This is a genomic window from Rahnella sp. CJA17(1/100) (assembly GCF_963881615.1).
GTDB classification, from domain to species: Bacteria; Pseudomonadota; Gammaproteobacteria; order Enterobacterales; family Enterobacteriaceae; genus Rahnella; species Rahnella aceris.
This window is the reverse complement of the sequence record NZ_CAWOJA010000044.1, coordinates 93,697-108,988: the sequence shown is the minus strand read 5'-3', so window position 1 is coordinate 108,988 and position 15,292 is coordinate 93,697. Positions and strand designations below refer to the sequence as shown.

Annotated in this window: 14 protein-coding genes; 7 read left to right on the top strand and 7 right to left on the bottom strand. The window is 55.3% G+C overall.

Going from position 1 to position 15,292, the window contains the following annotated elements; all coding sequences use genetic code 11:
- Window positions 1-26 precede the first annotated feature (26 nt).
- The 3 genes from bioC to bioB are packed head-to-tail and all read right to left on the bottom strand — an operon-like array spanning window position 27 to window position 2,994.
- A complete protein-coding gene (gene bioC, locus AACU55_RS17350; RefSeq protein WP_015690232.1) occupies window positions 27-818 on the bottom strand; it encodes a malonyl-ACP O-methyltransferase BioC in 792 nt (263 codons plus the stop codon).
- The gene (bioF, locus tag AACU55_RS17345) at window positions 802-1,953 is read right to left on the bottom strand and encodes an 8-amino-7-oxononanoate synthase (protein ID WP_134705826.1); all 1,152 of its coding nucleotides are present in this window, start codon (window positions 1,951-1,953) and stop codon (window positions 802-804) included. Before bioF ends, bioC begins: the two co-directional genes overlap by 17 nt.
- 3 nt (window positions 1,954-1,956) lie before the next feature.
- Window positions 1,957-2,994 carry a biotin synthase BioB gene (gene bioB / locus AACU55_RS17340; RefSeq protein ID WP_037037151.1) on the bottom strand — a complete coding sequence of 346 codons (1,038 nt, stop codon included), beginning with the start codon at window positions 2,992-2,994 and terminating at the stop codon, window positions 1,957-1,959.
- Window positions 2,995-3,121: 127 nt separating this feature from the next.
- On the opposite strand from bioB, the gene bioA reads away from it, so the two are divergent.
- Complete coding sequence (gene bioA, locus AACU55_RS17335; protein WP_134705825.1) at window positions 3,122-4,399, top strand: adenosylmethionine--8-amino-7-oxononanoate transaminase; 1,278 nt, start codon at window positions 3,122-3,124, stop codon at window positions 4,397-4,399.
- Here bioA and AACU55_RS17330 read toward each other — a convergent pair whose 3' ends face one another.
- A complete protein-coding gene (locus tag AACU55_RS17330) occupies window positions 4,400-5,353 on the bottom strand; it encodes a LysR substrate-binding domain-containing protein (protein WP_015690235.1) in 954 nt (317 codons plus the stop codon).
- 155 nt (window positions 5,354-5,508) lie between these two features.
- Here AACU55_RS17330 and AACU55_RS17325 point away from each other — a divergent pair, with 155 nt between their 5' ends.
- Both AACU55_RS17325 and AACU55_RS17320 read left to right on the top strand, forming a co-directional pair.
- Window positions 5,509-6,663: a methionine aminotransferase gene (locus AACU55_RS17325; RefSeq protein ID WP_013576390.1), complete on the top strand. Its 1,155-nt coding sequence runs from the start codon at window positions 5,509-5,511 to the stop codon at window positions 6,661-6,663.
- 41 nt (window positions 6,664-6,704) lie between these two features.
- Complete coding sequence (locus AACU55_RS17320; protein ID WP_037037147.1) at window positions 6,705-7,484, top strand: ABC transporter substrate-binding protein; 780 nt, start codon at window positions 6,705-6,707, stop codon at window positions 7,482-7,484.
- A 160-nt stretch (window positions 7,485-7,644) separates the two neighbouring features.
- Here AACU55_RS17320 and aphA read toward each other — a convergent pair whose 3' ends face one another.
- Window positions 7,645-8,358, bottom strand: a complete 714-nt coding sequence (gene aphA, locus AACU55_RS17315) for an acid phosphatase AphA (RefSeq protein ID WP_134705824.1) — start codon at window positions 8,356-8,358, stop codon at window positions 7,645-7,647.
- Window positions 8,359-8,629: 271 nt separating this feature from the next.
- Between aphA and AACU55_RS17310 the strand changes: the two genes are divergently transcribed.
- The 4 genes from AACU55_RS17310 (at window position 8,630) to AACU55_RS17295 (ending at window position 12,327) form a co-directional block, all read left to right on the top strand.
- Window positions 8,630-9,667 (top strand): NADP-dependent oxidoreductase, encoded by a 1,038-nt coding sequence (locus tag AACU55_RS17310; RefSeq protein WP_013576393.1) that lies wholly within the window; start codon window positions 8,630-8,632, stop codon window positions 9,665-9,667.
- Window positions 9,668-9,708: 41 nt separating this feature from the next.
- A complete protein-coding gene (locus tag AACU55_RS17305) occupies window positions 9,709-10,404 on the top strand; it encodes a type 1 glutamine amidotransferase domain-containing protein (RefSeq protein WP_013576394.1) in 696 nt (231 codons plus the stop codon).
- 37 nt (window positions 10,405-10,441) lie between these two features.
- Entirely contained in the window at window positions 10,442-10,924 is a 483-nt protein-coding gene (locus AACU55_RS17300; RefSeq protein ID WP_037037143.1) for a kinase inhibitor, read from the top strand.
- Between the two features lie 122 nt (window positions 10,925-11,046).
- Entirely contained in the window at window positions 11,047-12,327 is a 1,281-nt protein-coding gene (locus AACU55_RS17295; RefSeq protein ID WP_013576396.1) for a putative acyl-CoA thioester hydrolase, read from the top strand.
- Between the two features lie 82 nt (window positions 12,328-12,409).
- Here the strand turns inward: AACU55_RS17295 and AACU55_RS17290 are convergent, their stop codons facing one another.
- Window positions 12,410-13,921 carry a methyl-accepting chemotaxis protein gene (locus AACU55_RS17290; protein ID WP_134705823.1) on the bottom strand — a complete coding sequence of 504 codons (1,512 nt, stop codon included), beginning with the start codon at window positions 13,919-13,921 and terminating at the stop codon, window positions 12,410-12,412.
- A 254-nt stretch (window positions 13,922-14,175) separates the two neighbouring features.
- Complete coding sequence (gene pgl, locus AACU55_RS17285; protein ID WP_013576398.1) at window positions 14,176-15,174, bottom strand: 6-phosphogluconolactonase; 999 nt, start codon at window positions 15,172-15,174, stop codon at window positions 14,176-14,178.
- Window positions 15,175-15,292 lie beyond the last annotated feature (118 nt).

The window sequence follows — 15,292 nt, the reverse complement described above, 5'->3', positions numbered from 1 at the left end:
TCCCCCTTCGCAGGGGGAGGAGTTATTTATCGGGGGATCAGTTCTTCGACCTGCAAAATGCCGTAGACCAGCCGGTAGTTGAGCGGCAGGATGCCGTCGCGGCGGGCATAGTGTTTGTCCAGCAATTGCAGGCGTTCGCGCCCGCCCAGACCGCCGAGGCGGCCATTTTTGATGTGCGTCGCACCGATGCCTTTCAGCGAGCGCAGCAGCGACATCACATCGGGGAATTGAGCAACATGATCGCTGAAGGTCACATCATGGCGATACGGCGCGCAGGCTTCGGCGATTTTGTCCGGCGTCAGGAACTGATTCACGTGACGTCGGCCATCGACCTTCATCCATGCTGCGGCCAGCTCATTGAGCGAACCTTCTGCCAGCGTGGAAAACAGCACCAGCCCGCCGTTGCGGGTGACGCGGTGCATTTCTTCCAGTGCGCGTGGCAGTGCGTTACACCACTGCACCGCCAGATTGCTGAAGCAGATGTCGACCGAGTTGTCGGCAAACGGCAAACGTTCGATGTCGCCCGGCACGTATTCATCAGCAGAATCCAGCTCACGGGCGCGATTTAACATGCCCTCAGAGAGATCCAGCGCAATGACATTTTTACCCTGCGCACGCCAGTAACGGCTGAAGTGGCCGGTGCCACAGCCCGCATCGACGACAATCTTGCCGGCGTCTTGCAGATACGGCGCAGCCAGCGCCAGTAATTCCTCACCCACATCACGCTGCAACTGCGCGGCGTTTTCGTAACTGATAGCGGCACGACTGAACGCATCGGCCACCGCTTGTTTGTTCACTAATTCAGTGACTGCACCCATCAAGGGACTCCAGCAAAAAATCGATATCTTCCGGCTCATGCGCCGCTGTCAGGGTAATGCGCAGTCGCGCACTGCCCGGTGGCACCGTCGGTGGACGGATGGCGCTGACCCACAATCCGCGATCGCGCAAGGTGGATGCCAGATCCAGCGCGGGCTGGTTTTCACCCACAATCACCGGCTGGATCGCCGTCTGTGAACCGGTCAGCGGATACGGCAAACCGGCGGCACCCGCGCGAAAACGGGCAATATTGGCGGCCAGTTTATCACGCAGACCGTCATCCTGCCGGACTCGTGCCAGTGCAGCCTGTAACGCGCACACCTGCGCGGCGGGCATCGACGTGCTGTAAATCAGATGGCGGGCAAACTGCAACAGGTAATCGGCGGTAGCATCATCACACAACACCGCCGCGCCGCTGCAACCGAAAGCTTTTCCGAATGTGACCACCAGCAGTTCCGGCCGGATGCCCTGTTGCCAGCAACTGCCGCGCCCTTCTTCACCGGTAACGCCCACACCGTGCGCGTCATCAACCATCAGCCAGCTACCGTGCGCTTTGGACAAGCTATGCAGATCAGCCAGCGGCGCGGCGTCACCGTCCATACTGAATACACCTTCGGTCACCACCAGCGTTTCACCGGCTACCGGTTTTTCCAGCAGGCGCTGCAGGGAATCCGGCTGATTGTGGTGAAAACGCCGCAACTGCGAAGGTGCATGGGCTGCGGCTTCCAGTAAAGACGCGTGACTGAGTTTGTCGGCCAGCACGCGATCCTCAGCCTGCATCAGCGCCGCGAGAATCGCCTGATTCGCTGCAAAACCGGAGATAAACAGCAAAGCCCGCGGATATCCCTGCCACTGCGCCAGTTGTTGCTCAAACGCGGCATGCGCCTCGCTGTAACCGGTGACGTGTCCTGAACCGCCGCTGCCGACACCGTATTTAGCCGCGCCCTGCTGCCACGCGGCGATCACCTCAGCGTCCTGACTCAGGCCGAGATAATCGTTACCGGAAAAATTCAGATAACGCCGCCCGCCCTGCGTCAGAAAACGCGCACTGCCGCCCTCATTCGGCTGCCGTACACGAAATGCCGCCGCCTGTTTGCGCGCCGCCACCGCGTCGTTGATCCGCGTTTGCCAGCTCACCGGTTATACCGCAGCGTTGTAGAACTGTTCGGTATCGGCGTGGACCAGCTGCTCGGCAAGCGCGGCCTGCTGCTGGTTATCGCCCATTTCTGTTTCAAATGACTGCGGGTTAAGCCCCAGCTTGCCGAACAGAATCAGGTCTTTATCTTCTGCCGGGTTTGGCGTGGTCAGCAGTTTGCAGCCGTAGAAGATGGAGTTGGCACCGGCCATAAAGCACATCGCCTGGGTCTGCTCACTCATCTGTTCGCGACCTGCGGAAAGGCGCACATAAGATTGCGGCATCATGATGCGCGCGACTGCGATCGTGCGGATGAAATCAAACGGATCCACATCGTCATTATCCGCCAGCGGCGTACCTTTCACTTTCACCAGCATGTTGATCGGCACACTTTCCGGCGGCACCGGCAGGTTCGCCAGTTGCATCAGCAAACCGGCGCGGTCTTTGACGGTTTCACCTAAACCCACAATGCCGCCGGAACAGACTTTAATGCCTGCGCCGCGCACTTCCGCCAGCGTATCCAGGCGTTCCTGATAGCTTCGGGTCGTTATGATGCTGCCGTAAAATTCCGGCGAGGTATCAAGGTTATGGTTGTAGAAATCCAGCCCGGCGTGCGCCAGACGCTGTGCCTGCGTAGTGTTCAGCGTGCCGAGGGTCATGCAGGTTTCCATGCCCATTTCTTTCACGCCCTGCACCATCTGCTCGAGGTACGGCATGTCACGATCGTGCGGGTTTTTCCACGCCGCGCCCATACAGAAACGGGTTGAACCGGCGGCTTTCGCCTGTCGGGCAGATTCGAGCACCTGCTCGACTTGCATCAGACGTTCAGATTCCAGCCCGGTTTTGTAACGGGAACTTTGCGGGCAATATTTACAGTCTTCGGGACAGGCACCGGTTTTGATCGACAGCAAGGTGCTGACCTGAACCTGTCGCGGGTCAAAATGCTGACGGTGAATTTGCTGCGCTTCGAACATCAGCTCCAGGAATGGCTTATCGAACAGGGCCTGCGTTTTTTCCAGCGTCCAGTGGGTGCGGGCAGTCATTGCGACTCCTTTAAAAAGTGTTCAGTTGTATTTTTTTCATAATCCGTAAACCATTTTTAATTTGTTTTGGTTTACCGTCAACGTTAAAGTTATTTTTTAGTTTACAGCTTAGCCTCAGGATTCGTTTATGACCCCCGCCGATATTGAATTCGACCAGCGCCACATCTGGCATCCGTATACCTCTATGACCAAACCGCTGCCCGCCTATCCGGTGGAATCCGCGTCCGGCGTGATGTTGCAGCTGGCTGATGGCCGCAAACTGGTTGATGGCATGTCGTCCTGGTGGGCGGCAATCCACGGTTACAACCATCCGCAGTTGAACCAGGCGGCCATCGAACAAATCGGAAAAATGTCACATGTGATGTTCGGCGGGATCACCCATCCGTCGGCGGTTGCGTTGTGCCGCCGTCTGGTAGAAATGACCCCCGCCGGGCTGGAATGCGTGTTTCTGGCGGATTCTGGTTCGGTGGCCGTTGAAGTAGCACTGAAAATGGCGATGCAATACTGGCAGGCGCGCGGTGAAAAACGCCAGACGTTGCTGACCCTGCGCAATGGCTATCACGGCGACACCTTTGGCGCGATGTCAGTCTGTGACCCGCAAAACTCGATGCACAGTTTGTATCAGGGTTATCTGCCACAGCATCTGTTCGCCGATGCGCCGCAGAGCCGTTTTGACGGGGAATGGGACGAGGCGGATATCGCGCCATTTGCCAAAATGCTGGACGAAAATCACCGCAAAATCGCCGCAGTCATTGTAGAACCCATCGTTCAGGGGGCGGGCGGGATGCGGATTTATCACCCGTTGTATCTCAAACGCGTGCGTAAGTTATGCGATGAATATGGCGTGTTGCTGATTGCCGATGAAATTGCCACCGGATTTGGCCGCACCGGCAAGCTGTTTGCCTGTGATCACGCCGGGATTTCGCCGGATATCCTCTGCCTCGGCAAAGCCCTGACCGGCGGCTACATGACACTTTCCGCCACGCTCACCACCCGCCATGTGGCACAGGTGATCAGTGACGGCGAGGCGGGATGTTTCATGCACGGCCCGACATTTATGGGCAATCCGCTGGCAGGCGCGGTCGCGAGCGCCAGCCTGCATTTACTTGCGGAAAACCGCTGGCAGGCGCAGGTATTGAGTATTGAGAAACAGCTGAATGCCGGTTTACAGCCGCTGGCCGCACATCCGGCAGTCGCCGATGTGCGGGTGCTCGGGGCGATTGGTGTGGTGGAAATGCGCCAGCCGGTAGACATGGCGCAATTGCAGAAGCATTTCGTCGGTCAGGGCGTGTGGATCCGCCCGTTCGGCAAGCTGATTTACCTGATGCCGCCGTACATCATTTCACCTGAAGAACTGAGCAAACTGACCGGCGCAATCGCCAGCGCACTGGCTGCGCTTTACTGATTAGCCTGTGGTGACTAACCGGTGTGAGGTAGATAACAGCGCGCTCAGTTTTTCCCGGCTGAGCCGCGCTTCTTCATTAAGAAAATCAATTGCCACTTTCAGCGCAGGGGTCGGATTTTCCGGATACAGCAACGTATAAGACGCGCCGCTTGCCACGCACAACGGGAACGGCGCAATCACCCTTCCCGCCTGCAAATCATCTTCAATTAATGTCAGATCGCCTATCGCCACACCGTAGCCCTGTAACGCCGAATTGATCGCCAGATCCAGCGTATCGAAATGCTGTGATTTGGCTGACGGCAATCCCTGTACGCCCTCCTCCCGCAGCCACAACAGCCAGTCGCGACGGTCACGCGTCGGGTGAAGCAGCGTTTTATCGGCCAGATCCGCCACTTTCGTTTTCCCTTTATGACGCGGCAAAAACTCCGGCGTACACACCGGCGTCAGCACTTCATCAAACAGATGATGCGCCCGGCGCTGTGATTCCGGCGGACGACCAAACACTACGGCAGCATCAAAATGTTCATTGCTGAAATCCACGCCGTGGGCGATGGAAGCTGTCAGCTCAATCTGCATATCCGGCCTGTCGTTTTGTAGCTGGATAACACGCGGCAGCAGCCAGCGCATGGAACAGGTCGGGCATTTAATGCGTAAGGTATCCGGATGCGAACCCACGCGTTGCAGGGCTTCTCCCATCAGCGCCAGCGCCTGTTGTACCGGCGGCAACAACTGCGCCCCGCGCGGGGTCAGCGTCAGCCCGCGGGCCTGACGTAAAAACAACGGATAACCCAGCGTGGCCTCAAGTCCGGTGATCTGGCGACTGACCGCGCCCTGGGTAATGTGCAGCAACGCCGCCGCGTGTGTCAGATTCAAGGTTTGCGCAACCACGGCAAAGGTTTTCAGCACGTTGAGCGAGGGTAAATTCAGATACGGCAGTTCAGGAGAAAAACTCACAGTTACCTCGTCAGAAACGTTATAAAGCCATGACTTCAGATCATAACGAGTATGACAAACTTTCCATTGTCGGCACAGGGGAACTATTGCTTAATCATTCAACACCCGTTTTTACCTTCTCATGGCCACCCGGCCTGCTTTTTGGGGAAAATGCTATGAAGAGCGCCATGTCGCCCCTGTCAAAATTACCTGACGTCGGCACCACCATTTTTACCGTTATCGGCCAGCTCAGCGCTGAACATAACGCCCTGAACCTGTCACAGGGGGCACCGAATTTCTCATGCCAGCCCGCGTTAATCGACAGCGTCGCAAAAGCCATGCGCGAGGGGCATAACCAGTACGCACCAATGAGTGGCGTGGCGGCATTACGCCATGCGTTGTCCGCCAAAGTCGAAGCGCTTTATGGCTGCAAATATGATGCCGACAGCGAAGTGACGGTGATTGCCAGCGCCAGCGAAGGCCTGTATTCCGCCATCAGCGCCCTGGTACATCCGGGCGATGAAGTCATTTATTTCGAGCCGTCATTTGACAGCTATGCACCGATCGTCCGTTTACAGGGCGCGAAGCCGGTAGCTATCGGCCTGTCGCTGGATGATTTCAGCATCGACTGGGATCAGGTCGCCAGCGCGATCAACAGCCGCACGCGAATGATCATCATCAACAGCCCGCATAACCCGACCGGTGCCATTTTCACTGAATTTGATATCGAACGACTGACCGCGCTGACCCAAAACACCGACATCGTGATTTTGTCCGATGAAGTGTATGAGCACGTGGTGTTCGACGGCGAGCGCCACGAAAGCATGGCCTGCTATCCGCAACTGGCTGAACGCAGCGTGATTGTGTCGTCTTTCGGCAAAACCTATCACGTCACCGGCTGGCGTGTGGGTTATTGCCTGGCACCGGCAGAACTGATGGATGAAATCCGCAAAGTGCATCAGTTTATGGTGTTCTCTGCCGATACGCCGATGCAGGTCGCATTCGCCGAAGCGCTGGCTGACCCGCAAAGTTATCTGGGACTGGCCGATTTTTATCAGCAAAAACGCGACCTGCTGGCCGAAGCCCTCAGCGAATCCCGCTTTGAATTACTGCCAAGCCGTGGCAGTTTCTTTATGCTGGCGCGTTTTAGTCATTTCAGTCCGCTGACCGACGACGAATTTGTGCTGAGCCTGATCCGCGATCATCAGATCGCGACCATTCCGCTGTCAGCCTTTTACAGCAATAACCAACCAACAGGGCTTATCCGTCTGAGCTTTGCCAAAGATAACGACACGTTGTACGAAGGCGCACGCCGGTTGTGTCGCGTCTGAACCTTTGTATTCATCTCAATAACGCCGGGGAATTGTGAATAATGAAAAAATTGAAAATCGCATTGCTGTTAGGTTGTGCCGTCGCGTCTTTCTCCGCACTGGCGGACGGTTCCACGCTCAAATTTGGTCTGGAAGCGCAATATCCACCGTTCGAATCGAAAAGTGCGACCGGTGAATTACAGGGTTTTGATATCGATCTGGGCAACGCCGTCTGCGCCGCCGCCAGTGTGAAATGCGACTGGTACGACACTTCTTTCGACGGCCTGATTGCGGCCCTGCAGGCGCGTAAATTTGATGCGATTAACTCGGCGATGAACGTGACGGATAAACGTCGTCAGGCGATTGATTTTACCAACGTGATTTACCGCGTCCCCACCAAACTGATTGCGAAGAAAGATTCCGGCCTGCTGCCGACCACGGAGTCGCTGAAAGGCAAGCATATCGGCGTGTTACAGGGGTCGATTCAGGAAAGTTATGCGCAGGCACACTGGGCACCGAAAGGCGTAGATATCGTCTCTTATCAGGATCAGAATCAGGTGTATCTGGATCTGTCATCCGGTCGTCTCGACGGCACATTAGTGCTGGCCCCGGCCGGTCAGACCGGTTTCCTGTCGCGTCCGGACGGTAAAGATTACGGCTTCGTCGGTGACGCCGTACGCGATGACAAAATCCTCGGCAGCGGCATCGCCTTCGGCCTGCGTAAAGGCGATACCCAGTTGAAAGAAAAGCTGGATACAGCGATCGCTAAAGTGCAAAAAGATGGCGTGGTGAAAGAGCTTTCGAAGAAATACTTTGGTGATATTGATGTGAGCGTGAAGTAAAGCCGCCAGGAAGACAGGTTTTACTTTTGCGCCTCCCTCTGCGAAGGGGGAGGCCGGGAGGGAGTTTTTAAGGGCTAACACCTTATCAAAAAAACCTCAACCCATTGATTTTGCTTTAATACCCCACCCCAGCCCTCCCCTTCGCAGGGGTGGGTGCCACTTAATACTCAGAATTCACAATGACTTCTTCTCCAAACGCACCGGCTTGTGGCAATGGTTTGTAGCTTGAGTTAGAGGCGCGCAGTACGCGAATGCCCCTCGCGCTCACGGCCTGAGCGGCAGTGATATCATTGTCAGAGTCGCCATAAAACACTTTAATTTGCTTATCTTTCAGCCACTGCGTTTTTGTGTTCTGACCGGCTTTGTCACCGGCGAAAATAACCGCATTCACTTTGTCCTGCGGGATCTGGAAATCGTTCTGCAGCGTCTTCGTCACGGTCTCAGTTTTGGTTTCGCTGCGGCCGGTCACGAAGTAAATGCTGTCGCCGCGTTTGAGGTGCATGGCAATCAGCGCCTTCGCCACGTCTTTTGGCATGCTGAAATCATCCCAGCCGTTGTTCATTTTCTCCCAGAATTTCGGGTTCTTCAGATAATCCTGTTTTCCGGGGGAAAACTCGACCTGCCCGCGGTAAAAGCCCGGCGAGGAAAACAACACCGTGTCATCGATATCAAAACCGACAGCTATTGGCGGGCGGCCGTTCAGGCTGTTTTCAATTTGCGCGACCGACACCCAGTGAACCGGCGATTGCTGCGCGAGTTGCGCGACATTCACACCCGGATAAAGCGGTGCAGACGTAGCTTCCTTAGCGACAGCAGCCTGATTCAGGCTGAGCAACAGGAAAACGGCACTCAGTGCCAGAGGAGTTTTACGCATTAGGATCCCTTTTTTATGCTTATTAATCTTGCAGATAAAGTGGAGCAACGGGTCAAAAATCTTACCGACCATACCTGTGCAACCTGCAGATTTAAAGGAATTTTCCGGCAGATGTCATAGGAAAAGATGATGGTCACATTTCAGGGAAAAATCGCAGGCTTTATTCAAACATGGCATAAAGCGCTTGGTTCGAAAACTGTTTAGCGTCCTATACTTATTCCCAATTACGTTAGCTTTTAACTTTCTTATAAGAAAACGAAAAGGAATGACTATGCCCCAGTTACAGTCTGAAAACCGCCGCATCGTGCTGGCTTCACGCCCTCACGGCAAACCCGTCGATGACAATTTCCGTCTGGAAAAAGCGCCGTTACCGCAGGCCAGAGACGGTCAGTTATTGCTGCGTACCGTGTGGCTTTCGCTCGACCCGTATATGCGCGGACGTATGAGCGATGCGCCTTCTTACGCTGCGCCGGTACAAATCGGTGAAGTGATGACCGGCGGTGCGGTTTCCCGCGTGGTGGAATCGAAAAGCCCGGATTTTAAAGCCGGTGATTTCGTGGTCGGCAGCACCGGATGGCAGGATTATTCCGTGGCCGACGCCAAAGCCGTGAAGAAACTGGAAGGCGCGGCACTCAAACAACCTTCCCTTGCACTCGGTGTTTTAGGCATGCCGGGCTTCACCGCCTTTATGGGGCTGCTGGATATTGGCGAACCCAAGCCGGGGGAAACGCTGGTCGTCGCTGCAGCGACCGGGCCGGTCGGCTCGCTGGTCGGACAAATTGGTAAAATCAAAGGCTGTCGCGTGATCGGGATTGCCGGTGGTGAAGAGAAATGCCGTTATGCCGTTGAACATTTCGGTTTCGATGAGTGTCTCGATCACCGCGCCCCGGATCTGGATAAACGCCTGAAAGCGGCCTGCCCGGACGGCATTGATGTGTATTTTGAAAACGTCGGTGGCGCGGTGTTTGATGCCGTATTGCCGCTGCTCAATACCAAAGCGCGTATTCCGTTGTGCGGACTGGTTTCCCAATATAACGCGACCGGTCTGAAAGAGGGTCAGGATCGCCTTTCCCTGCTGACCGGCACCATTCTGAAGAAACGCATGCGTGTGCAGGGCTTTATTATTTTTGATGATTACGGCCATCGCTATCCGGAGTTTGCAAAACAGATGAGCGAATGGTTTGAACAAGGGAAAGTGAAATTCCGCGAAGATATCGTGGAAGGATTAGAGAATGCACCGCAGGCGTTCTTTGGCCTGCTTGAGGGTAAAAACTTTGGCAAACTGGTCGTTCGTGTCGGTCAGGACTGATTACTCCTTAACTAAAGCTGACGGCGTCCACAGGAGGTAACATGAAATTACTGATTGTATTGACATCACACGATAAGCTCGGCGAAACCGGTAAGAAAACCGGTTTCTGGCTGGAAGAATTTACCGCGCCGTATTACGAGTTTCTGGATGCAGGCGCCGGGCTGACGCTGGCCTCGCCGAAAGGCGGACAGCCACCACTCGATCCGAAAAGTGATGAGCCGGATGCGCAGACCGAAACAACCGAACGCTTCCGCAGTGATAAAGATGCGCAGAAGGTGCTGGCGAACACGCACAAACTTGCTGATGTTAACGCTGATGACTTCGATGCCATTTTCTATCCGGGTGGTCACGGACCGTTGTGGGATCTGTCTGAAGACCCGCATTCCATCGCGCTGATCCAGGCTTTCTGGGCAGCGGGCAAACCGGTTTCTGCGGTCTGCCACGCGCCGGGGGTGTTGCGCAATGTGCTGGTGGAAGATGGCACGCCGCTGGTGAAAGACAAGCGCGTAACCGGCTTTAGTAACAGCGAAGAAGACGCGGTTGGCCTGACCGACATCGTGCCTTTTTTGGTTGAAGACGAGCTGAAGAAAAATGGCGGCGATTACAGTAAGGCGGCGGACTGGCGGCCTTATGCCGTCACCGATGGCAAACTGATCACCGGTCAGAATCCGGCCTCTTCCAGAGCGGTCGCGCAGGCATTACTGAAAATGCTGGGCGGCGGCGAGGTCGGCAAGTAATCTGCCCGTGACTATTTCATCATCTGAAGAGGGTTCTATGGCATTTACACTGACCAGTAATGATTTGCGCGATGGCGACAAAATGCCGGAAACGCAGGTTTTTAACGGCATGGGCTACAACGGCGACAACCTTTCGCCGCATCTGGCCTGGTCCGGTGCCCCCGCGGGCACCAAAAGTTTTGTGATAACCGTTTATGACCCGGATGCCCCGACCGGCTCCGGCTGGTGGCACTGGGGCGTCGCGAATATTCCGGCAGACGTCACCGAATTGCCGCAAGGCGCGGGCTCCGGCAAAGGCGGTTTACCTGCCGGTGCCGTGCAGACCCGCACCGATTTTGGCAAAGCCGGTTATGGCGGCGCAGCCCCTCCGCAGGGCGAACACCATCACTATCATTTCACCGTATACGCCATCGATACAGAAACGCTGGAAGTCGATGAGAATGCCAGCGGCGCGTATCTCGGCTTCAATGTGCATTTCCATACTCTCGGCAAAGCATCACTGACAGTGATATACAGCTGATTCCTGTGGTATAAAAGACGCAGAAAAGGTGGTCAGTTTTACTGGCCACCGTTTTTTTATTGCGGCGATGACCGCAACATTGAAAAAAAAGAACAATCTTCTTCATCAAGGAGTCAGTCACAGTGAAAATTTCCACCCTGTCGCGCGCGTGCGCTATGTTGTCTGCCAGCCTGATCCTGGCGGCATGCAGCAGCAGCCATCAAGGCTTATCCAGCCAGGTTGCTCCGGGCACCGCGTCACTGCCCGTGTTATCAGCGGACGAAGCGGCCAATTTTACAACGAAAAATTATCTGGCCTTTGGCGGCCCTTCTTTGCAGGTTCAGCAACAGGGCTGGTTCCCTAAACTGGCCAGCACTGACGGTGTGAACACCCATTTCGTGGTCGGCCCGCAGTTAGGCACCGACGGCGCAGAATACTCTAACGTTCAGATGGCGGTAAACGCGGCACTGGCTGTGCGTAACCACGGTGAACGTATCTTCATTAAAATCCTGCCAGGCACTTACAACGGCGCCGTTTACATCCCGGCGGGTTCACCACCGGTCACCTTATTCGGCGCGGGCAACAGCTCTGCTGATGTGACCCTCGCACAAGGTCTGGAAGCCGCAGCGGCACCCGCCACTTACCGTTCAACCGTCAGTCCTAACGGCCAGTTCCTGCCGGGCGATCGCGCGTTCTATATGTTCCAGAACTGCGCCACCCTGACCACTGAAACCATCGGCACCGGCTGTACCGCGACCGTGTGGTCACAAAGCAACGGTGTGCAGATTCAGAACCTGACCATCGGCAATTCCCTGCTCGATACTGTTGACGGGGGCGATCATTCCGCCGTTGCGCTGCGTACCGACGGTGACAATGTGATTCTGGATAACGTGCGCCTGATTGGCCGCCAGAATACCTTTATGGTGAACACCGCCAACATCCACAACCAGACTGACAACAGCCGTTACAGCCGTGCATACGTGCATAACAGCCTGATCGTGGGTGATGTGGATTACGTATTTGGCCGGGCGAATGCCGTCTTTGACCACGTTGAATTCCACACCGTCAGCAGCCGTGGCGTGAAACAGGCGTCTGTCTTTGCGCCAAACACGCCAGCAGCTGCACCGTATGGCTTCCTGGTGATCGACAGCAACCTGACCGGCGACCGTGGCTTCGAGCAGGCAGCGAAAGCGAAAATGGGTCGTGCGTGGGATGCTGATGGCGCAAGCAGCCAGCTGGTAATCCGCGACAGCAGCTTCGACAACAGCTATGACCAGATGAATCCGTGGGGCGCCTCTGTCTTCTCCGGCCAGCCATTTGCCGGCAACGTGCCAAAAGATGAGAAACAACAGCGCAATCTGAATGACACTAACTTCAACCGCCTGTGGCAGTACAACAACGTGCTGACACAGCCTGCGAAGTAATTCAGTCTGATGCCATGAAAAAACCGCCGGGGTTGCCTCCGGCGGTTTTTTTTCGTTCTGCGGACTTCGTTCTGCGAAAATGTTACAACGCTTCGTTGCCCAGACGGAATACCGACACCGTGCGTTCCAGATTCACCGCCTGCTCATCGAGCGAAGCCGCCGCACTGGCAGACTGCTGAACCAGCGCCGAGTTTTGCTGGGTGACGGTATCCATCTCTGCCACCGCCTGCGCAATCTGACTGATGCCGCGACTTTGCTCGTCAGACGCCGATGCGATCTCATGAATGATTTGCGTGACATGACGGACAGAGCCGACGATTTCTTCCATGGTGTCACCCGCTTTGCCAACCAGCACAGAGCCGTTATTGACGTTAATCACCGATTTACCAATCAGCCCTTCAATCTCTTTCGCCGCCTGCCCGCTGCGCTGCGCAAGGCTGCGGACTTCGCTGGCGACCACGGCAAAACCGCGGCCCTGCTCCCCTGCCCGCGCCGCTTCAACCGCAGCATTCAGCGCCAGAATATTGGTCTGGAAAGCGATGCTGTTGATGACCGTGGTAATTTCTGAAATCTGCTTCGAACTGACAGTAATCTCTTTCATCACGCCCACGACATCGGCCACCAGTTTACCGCCCCGCGCTGCCGTATTCGCCGCATCTGAGGCCAGCTGACTGGCCTGTGCGGCATTGTCGGCGTTCTGTTTCACCGTTGAGGTCAGTTGTTCCATGCTGGCCGCTGTTTGCCCCAGCGCTGCCGCCTGCTCTTCGGTACGGGCTGACAGATCGATATTACCTGCGGCTATTTCGCCCGAAGCGCGGGTCACCTGCGTTACGCCTTCGCGAATGTCACCGATGATGCCGTGCAGGTTCTGGTTCATGGTTTCAATGGCGCGGCTCAGTTGCCCCACTTCGTCAAAACTGTGGCTGGTGGCATGGGTAGAAAGATCACCGGCAGCGATACGTTCTGCGGTTTGCAGCGTGCGGCGCAGAGGAAGTGTCAGCTGACGGGTCATGCGCCACGAAATCAACACACCGGCAACCACGGTCGCCACAATGATCACCAGCATTTCAGAAATGGTGCGCGTCACTTCGTTATGCAGATTGTTCATCTCATGATCGAGCAACGTGTTAGACGCAGAGGTCAGGGCCAGCCCGGCTTCGGCCAGCTGCGCGGTGATTTTTTCCGCATCGCTGCCTGCCGGAGGATTCAGCGTGTGCTGCCAGCTTTCACGATAACGGCGGATATTTTCCGGCATGGTTTCCACCAGACGCTGGTCTTGCGGATCCCAGGAGTACGCCTCAACATCAGCCTGACGGGCTTCCAGTTTATCCAGCGCCTGGCGGTTTTCTTCAACAAATCTGGGGTCTTTGCTGGCCATATATGAAAGCCGGGTAAATTTGGCATCGCTCAGCAAATCGTTAACGGTCTTAAGCAAGGACGCTTTTTCAGCGCGTTGATTGATGCTGGTCAGATGGTAGACACCGGACACAGCGATAAAGGATCCCAGAAGCAACACCAGCGCAAATCCTGCACCGAGCTTGCTGGCAATTGTGGCATGGCGAACCCGGCCAGCGATCCCTGAAAGTACATTCATTTTCTTCTCCCTGATAACCAAAAGGACTGACTCTGAAGTGGCAACGCCACCGAAGAATGAGTGAATAACGGGAGAGTTATCGACCAGCAATGTTCAACATTTATAGAAACATTAAAATATTTCTTATCAATAGCACGTATAGCACAGGAAATAAAAAAGCCCCTTATTACAGGGGCTTGATCATTATTTCAGAGCGGTATTATTGATCAGTTAAAAATAAATCATTAGGTAAACTAACCAGTAAACAGCCGTGATTAATTAATTTCCAGAATGCTTACCCACATCGGGCCTTTACCCACTGCGTAGGTTTTCAACGTCGTCAGCTGACCGTTTTGCGGATCAATTTTCGCCACTTCAATCGCATCCGATTTCTGCCCTGCGGTGATCACATACTGGCCGGAGTGATCAATATTGAAACCACGCGGCTGTGTCTGGGTGGCGTGATGCCCGGCCAGCTCAAGCACGCTGCCATCTTCTGAGACGGTCAGCACAGAAATCAGGCTGGCAGTACGGTCTGAGGCATACAGGAATTTGCCGTCCGGCGTGATGTGCAAATCGGCCGCCCAGCAGGTACCGGTGAAATCAGCGGGCATAATCCCCAGTGTCTGCACCTGACGGTATTCGCCGCTGGTGACGTCTTTCTGGTACACATCCACGCTGCTGTTCAGCTCATTTACACAGTAGGCAAAATGATGATTCGGGTGGAATGCCATATGACGCGGGCCCGCACCCGCTGCGGTTTTCAGCTCCGGCGCGTTATGCGGCGTCGCTTCGCCGTTCACACTGAAGTCAAACTGGCGGATACGGTCTTCTTTCAGCGCCGGGATCATCAGCACCTGATTGGTCGGGTCAATATTGGCTGAGTGCGGAGCCTGGATGTTTTCCAGCACCTGCACCGGGGCCAGCGCGAGGCCTTTTTCATCCAGCGGATGAATGCTGACATTGTTAAAACTGTAGGACGCGGAGAACACAAAACGCCCCTGAAGGTCTATACCCAGATGCGTCGGACTGCCCGGCAGAGGTGCCATCGCGGCTTCTTCCAGTTTACCTTCATGGTCGATGCGGTAGGTCAGCACGCCGAACTCAGGACGTACGCCGACGTAAAGACGATGACCATCGGGATGAATCACCATCGGCTGAACCTGTCCCGGAACGTCCACCGTTTGCAGCAGGCTCAGTTCACCATTGTCTGCCAGACGAAAAGCGTGGATTTGCTGGCTCTCAGGGCTGGCAATGTAGACAACTTGCTTCATCACATCTCCTTATTAAGACTGAATGAGTCGTTATGTTTTTTACAGCGTAGCTCAGGTTAGCACGATACGACGGCACCTTTAGTGCCGGATACCCGGTTTAATTAGCAGGCTAAAAAAG

What these genes read in the sequence shown, in the direction of transcription:
- AACU55_RS17310 (WP_013576393.1), top strand. Translation starts at nt 8,630, where the DNA reads ATGCCCCAGTTACAGTCTGAAAACCGCCGCATCGTGCTGGCTTCACGC.
- bioA (WP_134705825.1), top strand. Translation starts at nt 3,122, where the DNA reads ATGACCCCCGCCGATATTGAATTCGACCAGCGCCACATCTGGCATCCG.
- AACU55_RS17320 (WP_037037147.1), top strand. Translation starts at nt 6,705, where the DNA reads ATGAAAAAATTGAAAATCGCATTGCTGTTAGGTTGTGCCGTCGCGTCT.
- AACU55_RS17290 (WP_134705823.1), bottom strand. Translation starts at nt 13,921, where the DNA reads ATGAATGTACTTTCAGGGATCGCTGGCCGGGTTCGCCATGCCACAATT.
- AACU55_RS17300 (WP_037037143.1), top strand. Translation starts at nt 10,442, where the DNA reads ATGGCATTTACACTGACCAGTAATGATTTGCGCGATGGCGACAAAATG.
- AACU55_RS17305 (WP_013576394.1), top strand. Translation starts at nt 9,709, where the DNA reads ATGAAATTACTGATTGTATTGACATCACACGATAAGCTCGGCGAAACC.
- bioC (WP_015690232.1), bottom strand. Translation starts at nt 818, where the DNA reads ATGGGTGCAGTCACTGAATTAGTGAACAAACAAGCGGTGGCCGATGCG.
- aphA (WP_134705824.1), bottom strand. Translation starts at nt 8,358, where the DNA reads ATGCGTAAAACTCCTCTGGCACTGAGTGCCGTTTTCCTGTTGCTCAGC.
- bioB (WP_037037151.1), bottom strand. Translation starts at nt 2,994, where the DNA reads ATGACTGCCCGCACCCACTGGACGCTGGAAAAAACGCAGGCCCTGTTC.
- AACU55_RS17325 (WP_013576390.1), top strand. Translation starts at nt 5,509, where the DNA reads ATGAAGAGCGCCATGTCGCCCCTGTCAAAATTACCTGACGTCGGCACC.
- pgl (WP_013576398.1), bottom strand. Translation starts at nt 15,174, where the DNA reads ATGAAGCAAGTTGTCTACATTGCCAGCCCTGAGAGCCAGCAAATCCAC.